Source organism: Rhodococcus parequi (assembly GCF_046042785.1).
Classification (GTDB): domain Bacteria; phylum Actinomycetota; class Actinomycetes; order Mycobacteriales; family Mycobacteriaceae; genus Prescottella; species Prescottella parequi.
The window spans coordinates 144011-163908 of sequence record NZ_JBDLNV010000004.1 but is presented as its reverse complement, the minus strand read 5'-3'; the positions used below and the strand labels follow the sequence as shown (position 1 = coordinate 163908).

20 protein-coding genes are annotated in these 19898 nt (G+C 68.7%); 12 read left to right on the top strand and 8 right to left on the bottom strand.

Annotation, left to right across the window (positions count from 1 at the left end; translation table 11 throughout):
- Positions 1-17 precede the first annotated feature (17 nt).
- Positions 18-647, top strand: a complete 630-nt coding sequence (locus ABEU20_RS12465) for a hypothetical protein (RefSeq protein ID WP_420164736.1) — start codon at positions 18-20, stop codon at positions 645-647.
- 323 nt (positions 648-970) lie between these two features.
- Here ABEU20_RS12465 and ABEU20_RS12460 read toward each other — a convergent pair whose 3' ends face one another.
- Positions 971-1564, bottom strand: a complete 594-nt coding sequence (locus ABEU20_RS12460; protein ID WP_420164735.1) for an alternate-type signal peptide domain-containing protein — start codon at positions 1562-1564, stop codon at positions 971-973.
- 846 nt (positions 1565-2410) lie between these two features.
- On the opposite strand from ABEU20_RS12460, the gene ABEU20_RS12455 reads away from it, so the two are divergent.
- From ABEU20_RS12455 to ABEU20_RS12430, 6 genes are all read left to right on the top strand, one after another.
- A complete protein-coding gene (locus ABEU20_RS12455) occupies positions 2411-2938 on the top strand; it encodes an alternate-type signal peptide domain-containing protein (RefSeq protein WP_420164734.1) in 528 nt (175 codons plus the stop codon).
- A gap of 9 nt (positions 2939-2947) precedes the next feature.
- Complete coding sequence (locus ABEU20_RS12450) at positions 2948-3496, top strand: hypothetical protein (protein WP_420164733.1); 549 nt, start codon at positions 2948-2950, stop codon at positions 3494-3496.
- Positions 3493-4185 carry a signal peptidase I gene (locus ABEU20_RS12445; protein ID WP_420164732.1) on the top strand — a complete coding sequence of 231 codons (693 nt, stop codon included), beginning with the start codon at positions 3493-3495 and terminating at the stop codon, positions 4183-4185. Before ABEU20_RS12450 ends, ABEU20_RS12445 begins: the two co-directional genes overlap by 4 nt.
- A gap of 45 nt (positions 4186-4230) precedes the next feature.
- Complete coding sequence (locus ABEU20_RS12440) at positions 4231-4788, top strand: SipW-dependent-type signal peptide-containing protein (protein WP_420164731.1); 558 nt, start codon at positions 4231-4233, stop codon at positions 4786-4788.
- Positions 4789-4796: 8 nt separating this feature from the next.
- Positions 4797-5396 carry a signal peptidase I gene (locus ABEU20_RS12435; RefSeq protein WP_420164730.1) on the top strand — a complete coding sequence of 200 codons (600 nt, stop codon included), beginning with the start codon at positions 4797-4799 and terminating at the stop codon, positions 5394-5396.
- Positions 5397-6015: 619 nt separating this feature from the next.
- Positions 6016-6495, top strand: a complete 480-nt coding sequence (locus ABEU20_RS12430) for a hypothetical protein (protein WP_420164729.1) — start codon at positions 6016-6018, stop codon at positions 6493-6495.
- A 146-nt stretch (positions 6496-6641) separates the two neighbouring features.
- Here ABEU20_RS12430 and ABEU20_RS12425 read toward each other — a convergent pair whose 3' ends face one another.
- The 3 genes from ABEU20_RS12425 to metA form a co-directional block, all read right to left on the bottom strand.
- A complete protein-coding gene (locus ABEU20_RS12425; RefSeq protein ID WP_420164728.1) occupies positions 6642-8081 on the bottom strand; it encodes a thiamine pyrophosphate-binding protein in 1440 nt (479 codons plus the stop codon).
- Positions 8078-8854, bottom strand: coding sequence for a cyclase family protein (locus ABEU20_RS12420; RefSeq protein WP_420164727.1), 777 nt, complete (start codon positions 8852-8854; stop codon positions 8078-8080). The genes ABEU20_RS12425 and ABEU20_RS12420 overlap by 4 nt, the downstream gene beginning before the upstream one ends.
- Positions 8855-8981: 127 nt before the next feature.
- Positions 8982-9896 (bottom strand): homoserine O-acetyltransferase MetA, encoded by a 915-nt coding sequence (gene metA / locus ABEU20_RS12415; RefSeq protein ID WP_420164726.1) that lies wholly within the window; start codon positions 9894-9896, stop codon positions 8982-8984.
- A gap of 266 nt (positions 9897-10162) precedes the next feature.
- On the opposite strand from metA, the gene ABEU20_RS12410 reads away from it, so the two are divergent.
- Positions 10163-10576, top strand: coding sequence for a cold-shock protein (locus ABEU20_RS12410; protein ID WP_420164725.1), 414 nt, complete (start codon positions 10163-10165; stop codon positions 10574-10576).
- A gap of 74 nt (positions 10577-10650) precedes the next feature.
- On the opposite strand, the gene ABEU20_RS12405 is transcribed toward ABEU20_RS12410, so the two are convergent.
- The 3 genes from ABEU20_RS12405 to ABEU20_RS12395 form a co-directional block, all read right to left on the bottom strand.
- Positions 10651-11160 carry a DUF2771 family protein gene (locus ABEU20_RS12405; protein ID WP_420164724.1) on the bottom strand — a complete coding sequence of 170 codons (510 nt, stop codon included), beginning with the start codon at positions 11158-11160 and terminating at the stop codon, positions 10651-10653.
- A gap of 15 nt (positions 11161-11175) precedes the next feature.
- Entirely contained in the window at positions 11176-12912 is a 1737-nt protein-coding gene (locus ABEU20_RS12400; RefSeq protein ID WP_420164723.1) for an MFS transporter, read from the bottom strand.
- A gap of 90 nt (positions 12913-13002) precedes the next feature.
- Positions 13003-13812, bottom strand: coding sequence for a glutaminyl-peptide cyclotransferase (locus ABEU20_RS12395; RefSeq protein WP_420164722.1), 810 nt, complete (start codon positions 13810-13812; stop codon positions 13003-13005).
- Between the two features lie 51 nt (positions 13813-13863).
- Between ABEU20_RS12395 and ABEU20_RS12390 the strand changes: the two genes are divergently transcribed.
- From ABEU20_RS12390 to ABEU20_RS12380, 3 genes are read left to right on the top strand one after another with little or no spacing between them, the layout of a single operon-like run.
- Positions 13864-14694 (top strand): DUF3027 domain-containing protein, encoded by an 831-nt coding sequence (locus ABEU20_RS12390; protein ID WP_420165124.1) that lies wholly within the window; start codon positions 13864-13866, stop codon positions 14692-14694.
- Entirely contained in the window at positions 14691-17444 is a 2754-nt protein-coding gene (locus ABEU20_RS12385; RefSeq protein WP_420164721.1) for a sacsin N-terminal ATP-binding-like domain-containing protein, read from the top strand. Before ABEU20_RS12390 ends, ABEU20_RS12385 begins: the two co-directional genes overlap by 4 nt.
- On the top strand, positions 17441-17998 hold the full coding sequence (locus tag ABEU20_RS12380) for a phosphatase PAP2 family protein (RefSeq protein WP_420164720.1): 558 nt from the start codon (positions 17441-17443) through the stop codon (positions 17996-17998). Before ABEU20_RS12385 ends, ABEU20_RS12380 begins: the two co-directional genes overlap by 4 nt.
- Positions 17999-18044: 46 nt before the next feature.
- On the opposite strand, the gene ABEU20_RS12375 is transcribed toward ABEU20_RS12380, so the two are convergent.
- Entirely contained in the window at positions 18045-18293 is a 249-nt protein-coding gene (locus ABEU20_RS12375) for a DUF2530 domain-containing protein (RefSeq protein ID WP_420164719.1), read from the bottom strand.
- Between the two features lie 81 nt (positions 18294-18374).
- Between ABEU20_RS12375 and ABEU20_RS12370 the strand changes: the two genes are divergently transcribed.
- Positions 18375-19865 carry an NCS2 family permease gene (locus ABEU20_RS12370; protein ID WP_420164718.1) on the top strand — a complete coding sequence of 497 codons (1491 nt, stop codon included), beginning with the start codon at positions 18375-18377 and terminating at the stop codon, positions 19863-19865.
- The last annotated feature ends 33 nt before the right edge of the window (positions 19866-19898 follow it).

Here is a 19898-nt window from a genome sequence, read left to right as displayed (position 1 = left end):
GCCCTAGGCTCCGCGAAATGACCGCTATCACCCGTGTGTCCGGAGGCCTGTCGGTGCCGGGCAAGATCCTGGGCGCCGTGCTCCTCGCCCTGTTCCTTTCGGCCCTCGCCGTGATTGTCGTGCCGTCCGTCGCGCGCGCCGACGAGCCCGCGACGGTCGAGTACTCGTCCGACGGCGGCGGCACGTGGGGTGGCACCGAGAAGATCGCGTGGAACAACGGCCTGCTGGTGCCCGACCAGGAGCTGAAGACCAGCTTCAAGGTGCGCAACGCCTCCGGTGCACCGGGCTGGGTCGGCTTCGCGGTGGGCCAGTACGAGGTGTCGCCCGACATGATCGCCAGCGTGCGCGTGGACGTCGACGGCCAGACCGGAACGCCGGTGACGCTGACCGACGGTGGCGCCGTGGCGCCGGGCACGGAGGTCCGTTCGGTTCACCTCGAACCCGGTGCGGTCGTGGCCATCGATCTGGTGAGCGGTATGCCGGCCGATGCCAACAACGGCACCCAGAACGGTCACGTCAACCCGGCCTGGGCGGTCGGCTTCACCCCGGGCGAGCTCCCCGACCCGGGCTGCGTCCCGAGCGGATCCCTCGGCTCGCTGTCCTGCCTCCTCGCCGGCGCGGGTAGCTCGGGGAGTCTCGCGTCCTGATTTCGCTCTACCGACCCTGAACGGGCGGTTGTTCGGCACGGCCCTCGGCCGATAGTCGGACAGCCGCCCGTTCGTCGTTTCGTTTGGGGCGCATGAACGGCGAGGCCTGTTCGGCATCTCGGTAGGGCTGATATGACGCAGCGCCGGTTCATCGGGGGGTGGTGAACCGGCGCTGCGTGGCGTGCGGCAGGGGCGCGCACGCGGCCCATTCCCGCGCGGCGTCGTTCACCCGACTCCGGTGTCGGATCGGGAGGGCGCGGCAATGAGAATTGAGGCCACCGGCTGGGAGGGGGTCCGCCGGTGGCCTCGAGTCTGTTCGGGAACTAGGAGATGACCTGCTCGAGGCGTACGCGGAAGTCCGCGAAGTTCGCCGAGTCCGACTGTCCGACAAGGCCGGACGTCTGCGGATCGAACGTGAACTTGGCTGCCACGTCGACGATCGCATTGTTCTGGGTGGGAGTGACGACTATGCCCGTGGGTCCACCCGGGACGACGGTGCCGCCGATGGTTGCGGTCACCTGAGGCTGCAGCTTGCCCGTGAGCTGTCCGTTGCCGGTGAAGGTGATGTTGTCCGCGGTGAGGCGAGCCTTCAGATCGGTCCCGGCGAGGTTGATCCGGTAGCTACCCCTGTAGGTGAGGACGTCACCGGGGACGATGCGGAACGTCGAGATATTGATCGGGCCGTTCTGGTCGTTCCATGTGGGTGCGGTGACCTGAGTGATCGACAGCGAGCCCGATCCGTTGCCGCCGCCGCCGATGGTGGTGGGCGGTGCCGTCGTTGTCGGTGCCGCCGGCGTGGTGGTGGTTGCGCCGCCGGCACTTCCACTGCCGAGGCTGCCGGTCGGATCGCACGCGGCGGTCAACAGTGCGGCGCTGATCGCAACACCGGCAACGAGGGCCTTCTTGTATGTCTGCATCGGTTCTCTCAGTTGTCTCGGTTCAGGCGCTCGGTGTTGATTCGATTGGATCGGGTGGTTCTCGCTGAGAGCTTGGCCTGCTCACTGGCGCTCGCGTCGCCTGTCGCTCCCCCTTGGCATCGATCAACATTGCGGCTCACGCCACAGGGCGATCGTGGCCAATTGCTGTCGATGATGTACGACACGGTGTGTCGTCCGTGGCGCATGCTGTGGTCGCTTCGGTTGGTGCGCCAAGCCGACCGCTGTCTGAACCCTCCGGTTCTCGCGGAGCTATTTCTAGCATCCGAGCGGCCCATCTGTAACGAGAACTGGTCAATCGTCCATATTCGGATGAACCCTCAGGCTGGTAGAGGGTGGTTGGGCCCGGAGTGGCGAATCTACTTCGGCGCGTGGCTGTTCAGCTTCGCCGGCGTGATCGGCCTCGAACTACGGGGCGGGCGTTGCTCGGTTCGGCAACTGGGTGGGCGGCGGGTGGATGGAGGTCATGTGGCGAAGCGACGACCGTCCGGTTGAAGAATTAACGGTGATTTGGCCAATCCTTGGACAGGGGTGCAGTCGGTGCCATATCTTCCTTCCTGAACGGACGTCCGACTCGTCGGTTGGTGTCGGGGTGCCGTGGAAATGCGGGGTCCACCAGTTCTGCTCGCAGTGTTCTCTCTGACCTGGCTTGGTCGGATGAGTGTGGGGGTGGGTGCCGAAGTTCGACACTCGGTTACGGCAGGGGGTGTGCCTCTGCGTGCCAATTCGGCTGTGCAAAAACAACAGCCGGCTACGAACAGCCACTTTGTGGCGGTGCGACAACCTGACACGCGGCGGGGCGGTGTCTCGACAGAAAGAACGTACGACATGAACAAGAAGACCAAGGGCGCAATCGCCGCCGGTGCTGCCGCCGTGCTCCTTGCCGGTGGTGCGGGAACGATGGCGGCGTGGACCTCGTCGCAGTCTGTGACGGGTGGCGACATCAAGTCCGGTCACCTGACCGTCACCCAGAAGTCCGGAACGACCGCTGGATGGTCGTGGAGCACACCCGGTAAGAGCGGCACCTTCAACCCCGCATCGGAGACCCTGGTCCCCGGTGATTCCGTGACCTACACGGGTACGTACGTCCTCGGTATCAAGGGTACGAACCTGAAGGCGGATCTCACGGTCGGAACCCTGGACGGCGGCGCCCTGCCCGCTGGTCTTTCCTTCAGCACTTCTGGCTCCTCCTCGAGCCTGACCGACCTCAACGAGTCCAACAACGGCAATGAGGTCACCGTCACCGGAACGCTGACGTTCGCTGGGACCGCGACCGGCTCGATGGACCAGACCGTCGATATCAGCGACGTTGCGGTCACCCTGAAGCAGACGGCTCCGGCGGCTGCTACTCCGTAAAGGAACCCTGTGAAGTCTCACTACAAGTGGGCGCTCGCGGCGGCGTCGGTCCTTGCTCTGGGGTTCGCCTCGGTGCAAGTGACCGCCGCCGCCTGGAGTGATTCCAAGACAACTGCGCCCACCACGATCCACACCGGCAGGCTCGACATCTCGGCCGGTCAGATCAACGACAAGGCGTTCGATCTTTCCGACTTGAAGCTCGAGGAGAAGCAGCCTGGCGACTTCGCTACGAAGCCGCTCCAGGTGTTTAACACCGGCAACGTGCCTATGGGCTACCGGTTGCTGTCGGTGGTCGTCACGCCGTCACCAGGGAAGACCGCGCCTCCGATCGATCTGAAGATCGTCAAGGTCGTATCGACAGCTGACTGCGGTGCGGGAGCACTCACCGGTACCACGCTCTACGAGACCGGGGCGATGGGCGCTGCCACAACACCGCAGCGGCAGGTGGCGTCGGGTGCGTCCGAAGTGCTTTGTCTGCGAGCCACTCTGGGCACGACAGCCTCCCCCGGCCAGAGCGCCACCGCCAAGTTCACGTTCGGAGCAGTCGTAGACCGATGATGTCCCCTGACGCAGCTGCCACCTCGGACGGTGCCCGCCATCGCCCCGAAAAGACCGTGTCCGGAGATTCGGACCCGACCTCGGTGTGGTGGTGGGTACGCAACGTCGTCTCATGGATGCTGCTGCTGGCGGTGGTGGGCGTGCTGCTGGCGATAGTGGTCGTGCCGCGACTGACGGGGGCAACCCCGTACACGGTGCTCACCGGCTCGATGGAGCCTGACCTGCCGCCGGGCACGCTGATCGTAGTCAAGCCGACGTCGGCAACGGATTTGAGAGCCGGCGATGTCATTACCTTCCAGCCGTACTCCGGCAACCCGGAAGTGGTCACCCACCGCATCGACGGAATCTTCTACGACTCACAAAACCAGATGCGGATCTATACCAAGGGCGATGCCAACAATGTCGCCGACGATTGGGCGCTCGTGCCCGAGCAGGTTCGTGGCCGAGTCTGGTATTCGGTCCCGCAACTCGGCCGAGTGAACTCGCTCCTGAGCGGGGAGTCCCGCTCGGTGCTGATCACGGTGGGCGGGGTGGCACTGGCCGGCTACGCGATTTGGATGTTCGCCAGCGCATTCCGGGAGCGGAAGGGCCGCGCGACGGACGGCGATGACACCAGCGGCGGTGACGACAGCCCGGGGGCCGACGCTCCCGAAGACTCCCGTCAGATACCAGCCACAGAAACGAAATAGGGCAACACGATGTCTCGACAACAGGACAACCGGAGGGGAGTGCGGATGAGTCTGCGGATGGGGAAGCCCGCGTGGACTCGCACGCGCGCTGTGCTGTCCCTCGGCATGGTTTTCGGTCTCGGAGCAGTTGGGACGCTGGCGGCATGGTCGGACAGCGCGACGACGACTACAGGTGTGTTCAGCACGACCTCGATTCAGATGAAGGTCGACGGCCAGCGGCCTATGGCGACGTTCGCCAAGCTCAAGAAGAGCAGCATGATGCTGGGCAACAGTGTGGCGGGTGACATCAAGGTTCAGAACACCGGCACGGTCGGCTACAAGTGGGCCGTGTCTGCGTCTGGGACTGGATCGGCGGCGCTGCTCGGCAAGCTCAAGGTGAGCCTGCATCAGACGGTAGCCAACAACGGGAGCACCTGCTCCGGTCCGATGATCGGCTCTGTGCAGACCGTTTCAGCAAATCCGACGCTGGTTTCGGGTCGCGCGCTGGCCGCCGGAGCGGAAGACATCGTGTGCATCCAGGTCACGGTTGATTCGAGCGCCGGCATGAATGAGCGATTCAAGATCGCTGACCTTAGCTTCAGCTTCACCGCCGTAGGTCAGTGACGAGTCCGATGACAGTCACTGATGAGTCGGCAACGCCGGTACGCAGCAGAGGCAAGGAGATCGGGCTCAATGTTGCCGCGACCGCTGGTCTGATCTGCATCATCGCCACGCTTGCCTCGGTGCTGTTCGGCATCAAGCCCCTGGTATTCCGCTCGGGTTCGATGTCGCCGCAGATCTCCACCGGCGCGCTTGCGCTGGCCAAGACTGTCCCCGCGACCGAAGTGGCCGTCGGCGATGTGATCAGCGTGGACAACGACCAGGGCGTGCGGATCACGCACCGGGTGTACGCCCTCGAGCCGACTGGCGGGGAATCGGTTGTCGCCACCCTCAAGGGCGACGACAACAACGCGCCCGACCGTCTGCCTTACATGATCACCGAAGCCGACCGTGTGTTCTTTCACGTCGGCGGCCTCGGCTACGTCGTGGCCTGGCTGTCCAGCCCGCTCGCCATCTTCCTCGGCGGCGGCTTAGTAGGCGCAGTGGTCGTCATCGCATTCGGAAAGTCCCAAGACCGACGCTTGGCCCCCTCCGGTGCCGGCACTACGAACGACGCCCCCGTCGACCCTCACGACACACGCGGGGACCTTCAGGAGGCTCACAATGATTGATCTGCGACGTTCTCGCACCCGCAAGCTATCGATGCGGTCGATGATCGCCGTCGCCGGCGTCGCTGCGGCGACCTTCGGCCTGGCTCAAGCCACGGGCACGATGGCCAACCCGAGTGATGCCGTCACTACGACAGGGTCCCAGGTGGCGACGGGCAACTTCTATCCGACGCCGGTGACGGCTGGTCCGGTCGAATGTTGGTACGAGGCGCCTTGGTACGACTCTGTTACGGGGCGCCGTGTCTCTATTTCGTGGCCGGCAGTCTCCGGTGCCACCGGATACAAGGTTGTATTCGTCAGGAAGTCTGACCCCAATTTCGTTGTCCGAGTAGATGATCTCCCCGCGAATCAGACTTCGATCTCCGGTATCACGCACGGCAGCCGAAACGTGATGTATGCCCGGGTTCACACCGTAAATGGAGCCGCGGTCTCATCGGGATACAAAACATCTGTGGAAATCACGCACAAGGACCTAACGTCGAACAGAACAGAGTGCCAAGGGGGAACTGGTCCGGAACTAGCAAACCAAGCGTGGGAGAACACCAGCACTTGGGACCCGTCCACGCCAGCTCCTGTCGGTAATTCCCAGGCAAGTGGGGGCGGTGAATTCCAGGCCCAGCGGATGGCACCACAAATGGACGTGACCGACGAGGCCAAGGCCAACGAGACCACGACGTCCGAGGCCCCGACCTCGACCACGGAGGCTCCGACGACCGCGACCGAGGTTCCCTCCAGCACTTCGCCGACGTCGACCACGCTCACCCCGCCGGCTACGACTACGCCGGAGACAATTCCGACCACGACCGAGTCCACAACGGCGCCGACAACGGCGCCGACAACGGCGCAGACGACGACGGGGTCCATTCCGACGACCACGACCACGGCCTCCCATAAGGCGGCCGGCCAGATCGATTTGGGCGACGGGCTGTCGGCGAAGCTCGTCGACGACAAAGTCGTAGTCTTCGACGACGGGGCGGAGCAATGTAGCGCGAGCGTTGCCGGTGCCGCGAACATCGCGGACCGCGGCGACGGGAAACTTGCGGTCACCGACAGCGACGGCAAGGTCCACTACGTCGACTCCGCCAACTGCGCGATCAGCTGACCAAACGTTTTCGGGCGGATTCCGGTGCACCTCACGGTCACTGGAATCCGCCCGAATCTGTTTCGGCTGGGGTGGAAGTCGAGCAGGTCAGCCAATGCTGCTTGTCTCGCCGTTGCGCATTCTTTCAGCCGAGAACAAGAAGGAAGTCAGTGCCCCTTGAACGCCTCGGCCAGCCACCACGCACCGCCGTCGGAGCTGACCTTTGCATCGATGAGCAGCGGCCGATTCCGCGGACCCGCGACCCACTCGCGCACGGCGTCGAGATCGGCGACCGACCGTACCGTGACGGCCTCCGCTCCATACCCCCGGGCGATCGTCGCAATGTCGGTGTCCGGGAACGTGACTGCCGAATGGTCGGTGCCGGGCGCGTCGAAGTGGTGCACCTCGGCGCCGTAGGCACTGTCGTTGTAGACCACCAGCACCATCGGCAGTCCCAGCCGCACCACGGTCTCCAGCTCCGAGATTCCCATGAGGAAGCCGCCGTCGCCCAGCGCCGCGACCGGCAGCCGATCCGGTTGCGCCAGCGCCGTTCCGATCGCCGTCGCCAGGCCTAGCCCGATCGACTGGAACGCCTGCGTGAAGTTGAAACCGAACTCGTCGGGCACGGCCAGGTACGCGCTGGGGTAGCCCATGAAGTTGCCGGAGTCCACCGACACCGTGCGCTCCCGCGGCAGGATGGCGTCCAGCTCGCGCGAGAGCAGCCGCGGGTCGATCGTCGTCGCGGTCGACAGGTCGTCGAACTCCACGTCGGTCCAACGGCCCTGCGCCGCAATACGCTCCCGCACCGTGTCGCTGCGGTAGCCGACCCGGGCCGGGCCGACGGCGCCCAGCGCCGCGGCCGCGGTCTCGCGGCAGTCGCCCAGTACCCCCAGATCGATCGGCCGGTTCGCGCCCAGCGCCTCGTCCTCGACGTCCACCTGCACGACCGTCGCGTCGGCGCCGATCAGCGAGCCGTGCCGCATCGTCCACATGTTCAGCGCGCAGCCCCAGCCGACGATGAGGTCGGCGCCGGCGATCAGCTCCGCCGTCAGCGGGCACGAGAATCCGCCGGAGATGCCCAGCGAGAACGGGTTTCCCTCGAACAAACCGTTGGCCACCGCCGACGTCGCCACCAACGCGCCGGTGCGCTCGGCCAGCGTCGCGATCTGCGGCCCCGCGTCCCGGGCGCCGCGCCCGGCCACGAACACCGGCCGCTCGGCCCGCTCGAGCAGTTCCACCAGCGAGGTGAGCGCACCCGCGTCCGGGCGCACCCGCTGGATCGGCGGTAACAGTGGCACCACCCACCAGTCCGGCGCGGCCTGCTCCTGGACGTCCAACGGCAGACTCAGAACCACCGTGCGCCGCTCGCGGACCGCGGTGCGGTAGGCGCGGACGGTGTCGGCCACCGCCGGCAACGCCGACAGCCGCGAGTAGGCGTCGGCCATGGTCGCCGCCCCGCCCTCGTGCCGGGCCGCGACGAACGGCACGCCCGCCGCGATCAGCGCGTTGGTGACCGCGAAGTTGCCGCTGCCCACCACCCCGAACGCGTGCCCCACACCGAGCTCGGCGAGGGTGGCGCCGACCAACTGCGCGACGGTGGAACTCATGCCTGTTCGACCAGCGCGAACACGCGAGCCGGGCTGCCGGTGCCGCCGACGATCGGCAGCGGCGACGCCACCAGCAGCGCGCCGAGCGTCGGCAGCTTGTCGACATTGCGCAGCTGCGTCAGCCCGTACTTGTCGTTGCCGAGCAGGTAGTAGTGCGCCGGGAACATCGGCTCGAAGCCGGCCGCGATGCCCGCGTCGATGCCCACCGTCTCCACCCCCAGACCGGTGATGGGGCTCTGCTCGGCCAGCCACTTCGCGGCGGCCACCGAGATGCCGGGCGTGTGCGGGCCGTCGGCGTCGGCATTCGCGAATCGCGCCGGGTCGCTGGCGCGCTCGGCCCACCCGGTGCGCAGGATCAGCCACGCGCCGTCGGGCAGCGGGCCGTTCTCCGCCTGCCACGCCTCGAGGTGCTCCACCTCGAGCACGAAGTCCGGGTTCTGCTCCACCTCGGCGGCGCCGTCGACGACTGCGACCGGGCCGATGAGCCGCTGCGGCGGAATCTGGTCCACGCTGGCGCCGTCGCGTCCGGTGATCCAGTGCGTCGGCGCGTCCAGGTGGGTGCCGGTGTGCTCGCCGGTGTGCAGGTTGTTCCACGCCCACGCCGGGCCGTCGTCGTCGAAGTTGCTGACCGTCTCCAGCCGTGCCGGGATGGTGTTCGCGAACGGCTCCGGCAGATGCAGGACGGGCGTCTCCGAGCTCAGTGGCGCGGTGAGGTCGAGGACCTCGATGCTCTTGGAGCCGATCTTGGTGAGCAGGTCGTCGAGCGTCGTCACGGCGTGGTCCTCACTGTCGTCGAAAGTCCGTGCGGACAGTATCGGGCACAGCGCACGCGGACCGACCGCCTGGTCACCGGAACCACGGCTGCGACCGCGTCCTTGTCCAGGGGACCGGCTCAGCCGGTCAGGCCTCGCCTGGAGTGAACGGTGTCTCCTGGTAGACGCAGTAGTTCAACCAGTTGGAGTACAGCAGGTGCCCGTGGCCGCGCCATCGGTTGAGCGGGACGGCGGTGGGATCGTCGCCGGGGAAGTAGTGCGCGGGAGCGGGGATCGACAGTCCCTGCTCGCTGTCGCGGCGGTATTCACCTGCCAGGGTGTCGGCATCGTATTCCGGGTGTCCGGTCACGAAGACCTGGCGGCCGTCCGCGGTGGCCGCCAGGTAGACCCCGGCCTCGTCGCTCACCGCCAGCACGTCGACCTCACCGGTGGCCTCGATGTCGGCGGCGTGGACGTCGGTGTGCCGGGAGTGCGGCGCCAGGAACTCGTCGTCGAATCCGGTGACGATCGGCGACCCCGCGCCGGTGACCCGATGGGAGAACACGCCGGAAATTTTCTGTGGCACTTCGTGTTTGCGGACACCGTAGTGGTGGTAGAGGGCCGCCTGCGCACCCCAGCAGATGTGCAGAGTCGACTGCACTGCGCTGCGGGCCCAGTCGAGGATCTTCGTCATCTCCGGCCAGTAGTCGACGTCCTCGAAGTCGAGTTTCTCGATCGGTGCCCCGGTGATGATGAGGCCGTCGAAGTGCATGTGGGCCACGTCGTCGAACGTCGAGTAGAACGATTCGAGATGCTCTGCAGAGGTGGTACGCGAGACATGGCTGGCCATGTGCAGCAGGGTGATCTCGATCTGCAGTGGATTGTTGCTGAGCAATCGCAGCAGCTGCGTCTCGGTGCTGACCTTCAACGGCATCAGATTCAGGATGGCGATCCGCATGGGGCGAATATCCTGATGTCCGGCACGGTCGTCGGACATGACGAAGACTCGCTCCGCCTCCAGGATGGCCCTGGCGGGAAGATCGCGCGGCACGGTGACAGGCATCGTCCAGCAGCTTAGCCCGCCTCCAGTCGGTGGCAGGGACCGGAGCTTCGAACACCCACCTGCCGGGCAGGGGAAGGTGCAGGCGACTTCCGAAACCCACATCGCCCACGCGTCATCCAGCGGGAAACGTGGATGCCGGTCACCTGGGCCGACGGGTACACTCGGGCATTCACGCGTCCCGCATTCCGAGTGGGGCGCGTTGTTTTGCATAGAAACACGCGCGCGCTCAACGAGGAGTGCGGCAGGCAGATGAGCAGGTGAACACGGTGCCTACCGGCAAGGTGAAGTGGTACGACGTCGAGAAGGGCTTCGGCTTCCTGTCCCAGGAGGAGGGGGAGGACGTCTACGTCCGCGCATCCGCGCTGCCCGGAGACGTCGAGGGCCTCAAGGCCGGCCAGCGCGTCGAGTTCGACATGGCCGCCGGTCGCCGCGGCCCGCAGGCGCTCAAGGTGCAGCTGCTCGAGCCGGCCCCGACGCTGCGCCAGAACGGTGGCGCGCGCAAGGAGGCCGTGGCCCGCAAGCATTCGCCCGACGAGCTGCACGGCATGGTCGAGGACATGATCACGCTGCTCGAGGCCAAGATCCAGCCGGATCTGCGCAAGGGCAAGTACCCGGACCGCAAGACCGCGCAGCGGATCTCCGAGGTGGTGCGCGCCGTCGCGCGCGAGCTCGACAGCTGATTCGGCCACGACGAGAGACGGGCGCCCTCCGGTGAAGATCACCGGAGGGCGCCCGTTTCGGTTGCGGCGTCGAATCAGGAGGCGGGAGCGACCACACCGCCGCCGGGCAGCGGCATCGTCTGCAGCGCCCACACCGGCGCCAGTCCGCCCTGCGCGGGAAGCTGGATGATTGCGCTGATCAGCTGCTCGCCGGGGGCGCCGGGAACGGTCACGGCCCAGGCGTCGCCCGGCTTGTAGTCGCGGTAGCCCTCGTAGATCTCCCCGGTCTTCGGGTTGCCGATCTGCACGTTCAGACGCCAATCCGAGTCGGCGATCTCCTTGGGCAGCGACAGCTGCAGCGGGTAGCCCTCCGGCACGTGCAGCTCGACGATCTCGAGTCCCTCGCACTGCAGCGACGGGTCGCAGAAACCGGGGACGACGGTGGCCGTCTCCTGCTTGGAGTACGCCGTGATGGTCGGCAGCTTCTCCTCCGACTGCCCGACGAGATATGCCACAACTCCGGCCAGACCGGCAGCCGCCACGATCACCACCGCGGCGATCAGCGCAAGAATCTTCTTCGTCCGGTCCTGCATCATTGAGTCCATTTCTCGTTCGGTGGATCAGTCGGCACGAGGGCTGTGGCCGACGGTGGTCTCCTGGTTGACGTGCTCGGGACGCTTGCCGCCGAGACCGGGCAGCAGCGAGCCGCCGCGATACGTGAGCACCGTCTGTACCAGCCCGATCGTAAGCACCACCGAGACGACGGTGAAACCGATCCACAGTTCGGTGGGGAGCATGACGCCCATCGCGCCGCCGATGACCCAGCTGAGCTGCAGGACGGTCTCGGACCGGCCGAAGCCGGAGGCGATGGACTCCTCGGGGAGGTCCTGCTGCAGCGACGCGTCGAGCGACACCTTCGCGAGCGCGCTGGCCGCGGACGCCACCAGCGCGGCCAGGGCCGCGGTGAGCAGGTTGCCGGTGATCGCGGCGAGGATCGCGACGACGGTGACGGCGATGGTGCATCGCAACACCATGACCGCCGGACGGCCGAGTTCGAGGCGGGCGCCGGTGGCGTTCCCGGCGAAGTTGCCGATGCCGGCGGCGGCGCCGACCAGGCCGAGCATCGCGGCCTGCATGATCGCCGCGTGTTCGGTGTTGGCCTTCGCGACGAACGCGATGTAGAGGGTGAGGAAGCCGGTGAGCACCCGGATGGTGCCGTTGCCCCACAGCCCGGTGACGACCGTGCGGCCGAGCGGTTGGCGGCGCTTGTCGGGCGCGACGCCCGCGACCGCGGTGGTGTCGATCCGTTCGGTGGGGGAGTCGTCGCCGTGGAACGCGAGCTTGGCCGGGACCTCGCCCTCGGTGACCTCCACCCACGCCGGGATCCGCATGCTCAGATAGGCGCCGAACGCGGTGATCAAAACGGTCAGCCACAGTGCGCCCGTCGACCCGGTGAGGAACGCGAGGGCGCCCGCCAGCGCGCCCGCGCCGATGGTGCCGCCGATCAGACCGAACACCGTCAGCCGTGAATTGACCCGCACCAGGTCTATCTCCGGTGGCAGAACGCGTGGTGTCACGGCGCTCTTGAGCACCGCGAACGACTTGCTGAGCACCATCATGCCCAGCGCACACGGGTACAGCGCCCAGCTGTCGAAGTTGAAGACCAGCACGATCGCCAGCAGGGTCCGCAACGCGAACGACGACGCCAGCGCGATCCGGCGACCCCGCTGCAGACGGTCGAGCGCAGGGCCGATGAGCGGCGCGATCACGGCGAACGGCGCGATCGTGATCAGCAGGTACAGCGCGACCTTGGTCTTGTCCTCGCCGGTCGCGGCGGAGAAGAAGAGGGTGTTCGCGAGCGCCACCGCGACCGTCGCATCGGTCGCGAAGTTCGCCATCACCGCGTAGGTGAGCGCGGTCAGCCCCGACTTGTCGGCGCCGTCGGCCGTCGCGGCCCGCCGGAACGTGGCGATGCCCTTGTTGGTGAGTTCGCGTCCGCGCATCGCGGCGACGCGGGTCACCGTCAGCTTGCGGGGCATCGGGCGCGGCTTGGGGGCGTCCGACTCCGGAGCCTCGGGGGCCGGACCCTCCGTCCGGGCGTCCATCCGGAGGGTGTCGTCCGCCCGGGGGGTCTCGTCCGCCCTCGCCGGCTGCGGCGCGATCCGTTCGGTGGGCTGCTCGATCCGTTCGGTGCGCGCCGCCCGGTCCACCGGGTGCAGCGGCGGCAACGGCGCCTTACGCCCGTTGACCCGCTGTGACGGCGGATAGTTCTGGAAACCGGGATGGCGTCGCGGCGCAGGATCCTGCGGGTGGGGCCCACGCCGAGAGGCGTTGTGGGGGTCGCGAGGTCCGGTCACTCCTCAATTCTGTCCTAGTCCCCGGACAATGCACGACACGGGCGGTCCGTTCCTGCTCGCTCGGACGTGTCGGGACCCGACGAGTCGCGCTCAGGCGACGAACCGGACCTCGAACATGCGGGGCCACAGCTTCCCCGTCACCAGGAACCGGTCGGTGCCCGGGATCTGGGCGATGCCGTTGAGGACGTCGATGCCGCCCCGCTCGCCGGACGGCAGCGCGTCCTTCAGCGCCGCGGCGTCGATCCGGCCCGTCACGATGCCGGTGGCCGGGTCGATCCGCACGATGGTGTCGGTGGTCCACACGTTCGCGTACACCGAACCGTCGCTCGCACACTCGAGTTCGTTGAGCTTGTCGATCGGGCGGCCGTCGAGCGTGACGTCGACCGTCCCGGTCTCCGCGAACGTCTCGCGGTCCCGGAACGTGAGTGTGTCGGAGCCGTTGCTCATCACCAGGCGGTCGGGCTGCGTGCACAACCCCCAGCCCTCGCCGTCGTAGTCGACGGTGCGGCGCTGCGCGAGGGTGTCCCGGTCGCGCTCGATCGCTACCCCGTCCTTCCATGTGATCTGCCACACGGTGTCGTCGACGACGGTGATGCCCTCGCCGAACATCGGCCGCGCGAGGTCGGCGCGGGCCAGCTCGGTGCCCGAGTCGAGCGCGGTCGCCCGCACCCACGACTGCCCCACCCGGCCGGTGCTCTCGAACAGCGTGCCGTCGGAGATCTCCAGGCCCTGCGTGAACGCGGACGGGTCGTGCGGGAGCTCGCGGACGATCTCCGGGTGCATCCGTTCGGCGATCGTCGCGCCCGCCGGCGGGGTGCTGCCCGAGCATCCGGTGAGCAGAGCGGCGGCCGCCGCGGACACCGCGATCGCGGCCCGGACGGGGGTGCTGCGCAGATTCACCCGCCCAGCATGGCAGCCCGCACGAGCGCAGACGGGACCGAGTGCGGCAAGATGGACACCGTGAGTGTTACGTCGTCTCCCGAGAGCGCCGTCGTGCGCCCCGTCCTCGCCGATGCCGTCGAGCTTGCTCGAACGGCACTGGTCGACCTCGGAGAGGGAGGAGTGGGCAGATATCTCGGCGTGACCGCCGAGGACGACTGCGCCGCCACTCACCGCTTCGACACCGAGCTTCCCGGTTATCGCGGCTGGCAGTGGGCGGTCGTGGTGGCCGCCGTGCCGGGCTCCGAGCATGTCACCGTCAGCGAACTCGCGCTGCTGCCCGGCCCGGACGCGCTCGTCGCCCCCGACTGGCTGCCGTGGGACCAGCGGGTGCGCCCCGGCGACCTCTCGCCCGGCGACCTGCTGGCGCCGCGGGAGAACGATCCGCGTCTGGTGCCCGGCTACGTCGCCACCGGCGACCCCGAGATCGACGACGTCGCCTTCGAGGTCGGTCTGGGACGCAAGCAGGTCATGAGCCGCGAGGGTCGCCTCGACTGCGCCGCCCGCTGGCACGACGGCGACTTCGGCCCCGACTCCGAGATGGCCAAGGCTGCGCCGTCGACGTGCGACCTGTGCGGCTTCTACCTGCCGCTGTCCGGTTCGCTGCACGCCGCGTTCGGCGTGTGCGGCAACGAGATGGCCGCCGACGGGCACGTCGTGCACGCCGCGCACGGCTGCGGCGCGCACTCCGATACCACGCTGCCCACCGGCGCCGGCAGCGCGCGCTACGACGCCTACGACGACGGCGCCATCGAGGCGGTGCAGATCGAGCGCGCCGAACCGGCCGCCGTGAACGTGGTGGTCGTCGAGGCTTCCGAGCCGGACACGACATCGGCCGATTGACCGACCCCTTCGGCACCGACGCGCTGCGCGAGGGCACGCTCCTCGCGTGGCGCAACTCCCCGACGCGACTGCGTGAGGACGCCGCGGCGGAAGCCGACCTCGTCCGCGCCGGGTACCGCGACCGGCTGCTGACCGAACTCGCGCAGAACGCCGCCGACGCCGCTGCCCGGGGCGGTGTGCCCGGGACGTTGCGCGTCGAGCTCAACGGCGACGTGCTGCGGATCGCGAACACCGGCGCCCCCCTCGACGTCGCGGGCGTGCAGGCGCTCGCCGCGCTGCGGGCCTCCGGGAAGTCCACCGGGGTGGGGCGATTCGGCGTCGGGTTCACCGCCGTCCGCTCGGTGAGTGACGAGATCGAACTCCGGTCCACCAGCGGATCACTGCAGTTCTCCGCCGCCCGCACCCGCGCGCAGATCGCCGAGTCCGGCCTGGAGGCGCCGACGTCGGGCATTCCGGTGCTGCGCCTGGTGTGGGCCACCGACGAGCCCCCGGCGGCCGGGTTCGACTCCGAGGTGGTGCTGCACCTGCGGCCCGACGTCGACGGCGCCGCGCTGCTGTCCGGATTCGCCGACGAGGCCGTCGACCTGCTCCTGGAACTGCCTGCGCTGGAGACGATCACGGTCGGTGAGCGCACGCTGCACCGCACCACCCGCGATCTCGACGGCGGTCTCACCGAGATCACCGTCGGCGAGAGCACGTGGTGGCAGTACACCACCGACACCGCGCGCTGGCTGGTCCCGGTGGTCGACGGCCGCGTCCGCCCCGTCGCCGAGGACGTGCTGCGCGCCCCCACCCGGTCCGACGAGGAGCTGTCGCTGCCCGCGTTGCTGATCGCCGACGTCCCGATGCAGCCGGACCGCCGCCGGCTGCTGCCCGGTGCGCCGCTCACCGGTGTCGCGCACGGCTACGCGCAATTCGTCGCCGCGCTGCCCCGCGACCAGCGCCTCGACCTGGTGCCGCTGCCCGGGTTCGCCCGCAGCGAGGCCGACGCGCTCCTGCGGGAGGCGGTGCTGGCCGACCTGCGGACCCATCCGTGGATTCCGCCCGCCGAAACTGGTTCCGATGCACAGGACCTCGTGCCCACCCGGGCGAGCGTGCTGTCCGGGCTCACCCGGGATCTGGCCGACGCGCTCGCCGACGTCGTGCCCGGCCTGGTGGATCCGGACCTGTCCGGCCCGCGGCACGCCGCGGCGCTGGCCGCGGTGGACGTGCACCGCTTCGGGTTGGCGCGCATCGCGGAACTGCTCGGCGGGCAGAGCCGCGAGCCGTCGTGGTGGCAGTCCGTATACGCCGCGCTCGAACCGCTGGTGGTGGACGCGCTGGCGGTGGAAGAACTTGCCGCCGTTCCGGTTCCGCTCGCGGACGGGCGCACCGTCACCGGCCCGCGCACCGTCGTCACCGGCGCCGATCTGGGACACGCGCTGGGGGACGCCACCTCCGCCCTGGACTGGGTGCGCCTGGTCCATCCGGACGCCGCGCACCCGCTGCTGAACCGGCTGGGCGCCCAGCGCGCCACCGCCGGCGACCTGCTGTCGGACCCCGCGCTGCGGGCGCGGATCGAGGACCTCGATTACGACGACCCCAGTGCGGCAACCGAACTCGCGTCGGCCGTTCTCGCGCTCGTCACGCTCTCTGCGCCCGACGTCCGGCCACCGTGGCTGGGGGAACTGCCGCTGCCGGACGCCGACGGCGAACTGGTGCCCGCCGACCAGTTGCTGCTGCCCGGTGCACCGTTGGCCGACGTGTTGGACGACGACTCGCCGTTCGGGACGGTCGACGCCGCGCTGGTCGACCGGGCGGGCGAGGAGGCGCTGCGCGCCGTCGGCGTCGGCTGGGGATTCACGGTGCTGCGTGCCGAGCTGCCCACCGGACCCGAACACGACCTCGACGACGAGGACGCGTGGTGGGACACCCTCGGCGACGACCCGGAGACCCTCGTCGCGGTCCGCGACCTCGACCTGGTCGACCCCGACCGCTGGCCCGAGGCGCTGACGCTCCTCGCCGAGGAGCCGGACACCGCGGCCGCGCTCACCGATCGCAGCGGCTACACCGCGTGGTGGCTGCGCACCCACGCCGAGATCGACGGCCGCCCGCTGGGGCTGCTCCGCGCCGCCGACGACGACACCTTCGCCGGCCTGCTCGACGTCCTCGACCATCCTGATGCCCCGGCGCTCGCGGCGGCGCTGGCCCCGCGGACCGTCGACGCCAACACGCTGGCCGCGGTCCTGCTCGACCGGCTCGCCGACCCCGCGCGCACTCCGACCCCCGACGTCGTGACCCGCGCCCACCGCCTGCTCGCCGACGCCGCCCGGCGCGGCGTGCTCGACCTCGGCGATCTCGACCTGCCCGCGAAGGTGCGCAGCCTCACCGGCGCCGTCGTCGACCCCGACGTCGCGCTGGTGCTCGACCGCGTCCACCTCGCGGCGGCCGTCCCGCCGGACCGTCTGGTGCTCGGCACGCTCGACACCGCCGCCGCCCTCGCCGATCTGCTGGACCTGCCGCTCGCGTCGGCCGCGATCGACGCCCGGGTGGTCGGCGACGGCGAGGCGAGCACGTGGGACCGGGAGCCGGGCGCGGTGCTCGCGTGCACGGTGCTGGGCTTGCCGCTGCCCGTCGGCGGGGTCGTGGTGCACGACGATCTCGTGGTGCGACTGGGTGGCGCGCTCGACGGCGACGTCGCGGTGCCGTTCTGGATCGACGAGGACGGCCGCGCGCACTGCCGACGCCGGCCGGTGGGGGAGCAGCGATGACGGACATGGACCAGTCGGTCTTGAACTGGATGCTCGACATCCGCACCCCCGTCCTCACCGACGTGGTCACCGTGATCACGCACAGCGGCGGCACGGTCGCCGCGTTCGTGATCTCGACGGTCGTCACGGTGGCGTTGCTGGTCCGCCGGCACACCGCGGAGGCGGTGACCGTCGCGGGCGCGATGCTGTCCGGCTGGGCCGCGATGAGCCTGCTCAAACTTTTGTTCGGGCGCCAGCGGCCGCCGGTGCCCGAGCGTCTGGTCGTGCTCGACAGCTACTCGTTCCCGTCGGGGCACGCGATGATGTCGGCGATCCTCGCGTGCGTGCTCGGGGCCGTCGTCGTGCGTCTGGTCGCTCCCGGGATCCGGCGGATCGCGCTGCTCGTGCTGCTCGGTTGCTACACGCTCGCGGTCGGACTCTCCCGGGTGTATCTGGCCGCGCACTGGCTCACCGACGTCCTCGCCGGGTGGGCGTTCGGCATCGCGTGGGCAGCGTTGTGGATCTGGGCGATCAGCCGCCGGAGCCGCGGACGGACACGCGCGAAAACCCTGTGAGATCAGTCACCGGGCGGATGGGTTGCGGCCGCGCGGTCCCGGTCGGTCAGACCAGTCCCTGCTGCGCGCCGCGACGGCCGCGCCGCGCTGCGCCGCGCTGAACGAGGAACAAACCGAATCCGAGGAGGCCCAGGGCGATTCCGGCGTAACAGACCGGAAGCGCTGTGCTCCAACGGTCCCCGGCGAGGAGCACCACGGCGGTCGCCACCATCCATGCGAGGGTTCCCACCGCCAGTACCGGGCGTGGGTCGGACAGGCGCTCCACGAGCGTCGGCGTGCTATGGATTTCGGTCACACGATTAAGTTACCCGCGCGTCGGTGCCCTAATCTGCCAGGTGCGAAACCCCACTTCCCGGCGATTGGACCGAAACACGACATGGCGGTTACCGACAAGACCACCGAGCCCACGCGGCCGTCGGCACCCTCACGGATGCTCGACACCTATTTCAAGATCTCCGAGCGGGGCTCGACCATCAGCACCGAGGTCCGCGGCGGCCTGGTCACGTTCGTGGCCATGGCGTACATCGTGGTCCTCAACCCGCTGATCCTCGGTAGCTTCTCCGCCGACGACGCCGTCGCCAAGACCGACGTGCTCGGCAACATCCTCCCGGTCAGCCAGGTCGCCGCCGTCACCGCGCTCGTCGCGGGCCTGATGAGCATCGCGTTCGGCATCATCGCGAACTATCCGTTCGGTATCGCCGCGGGCCTGGGCATCAACAGCCTGCTCGCCGTCACCATCGCCCCGCAGGTGACGTGGCCCGAGGCGATGGGTCTGGTCGTCATCGACGGCATCATCATCGTCGCGCTCGCCGCGACCGGCTTCCGCACCGCCGTGTTCAACGCCATCCCGCGCGAACTGAAGGCCGCGATCGCCGCCGGTATCGGCATGTTCATCGCCTTCATCGGCCTCGTCGACGCCGGTTTCGTCCGCCGCATCCCCGACGCCGCCGGCACCACGGTCCCGGTCGGCCTCGGCATCAACGGTTCCATCTCGGCATGGCCGACGGTCGTGTTCATCTTCGGTGTCCTGCTGATGGGCATCCTCGTCGTGCGCAAGGTCCGCGGCGGTCTGCTGATCGGCATCGTCGTCACCACCGTCCTCGCCGCGATCCTCGAGGCCGTCTTCGATATCGGTGCCTCGAAGGGTGTCGACCCCAAGGGCTGGAACCTCAGCGTCCCCACGATGCCCGACGTGTTCGCACAGCTGCCCGATCTGAGCCTGGTCGGCGACGTCAGCATCTTCGGCGCGTTCACCCGCATCGGCGTCATCGCCGCCAGCCTGCTCGTCTTCACGCTGGTGCTCGCCAACTTCTTCGACGCCATGGGCACCATGACCGGCCTCGGCAAGGAGGCCGAGCTCGCCGACAAGGACGGCAACCTGCCCGGCATCGGCAAGGCCCTGATCGTCGAGGGTGCCGGCGCCGTCGTCGGCGGTGGCGCGTCCGCGTCGTCCAACACCGTGTTCGTCGAGTCCGCGTCCGGCATCGCCGAGGGCGCCCGCACCGGCCTCGCCAACGTCGTCACCGGCACGCTGTTCCTGGCTGCGATGTTCCTGACGCCGCTGTACTCGGTGGTCCCGATCGAGGCGGCCGCACCGGCCCTGGTCGTGGTGGGCGCGTTGATGATCGGTCAGCTGCGCGAGATCGACTTCGGCAAGTTCTCGATCGCGCTGCCGGCGTTCCTGACCGTGGTCACGATGCCGTTCACCTACTCGATCGCCAACGGCATCGGCATCGGCTTCATCTCCTACGTCGTCCTCGCGGCCGCGGGTGGCAACGCCAAGAAGATCCATCCGCTGCTGTGGATCGTCGCCGCACTGTTCGTCGCATACTTCGCGGTCGGCCCGATCACTGACGCCGTTACGTGATGGGCGGGGCGCGAGTTCCCGTATTGTTCGAAG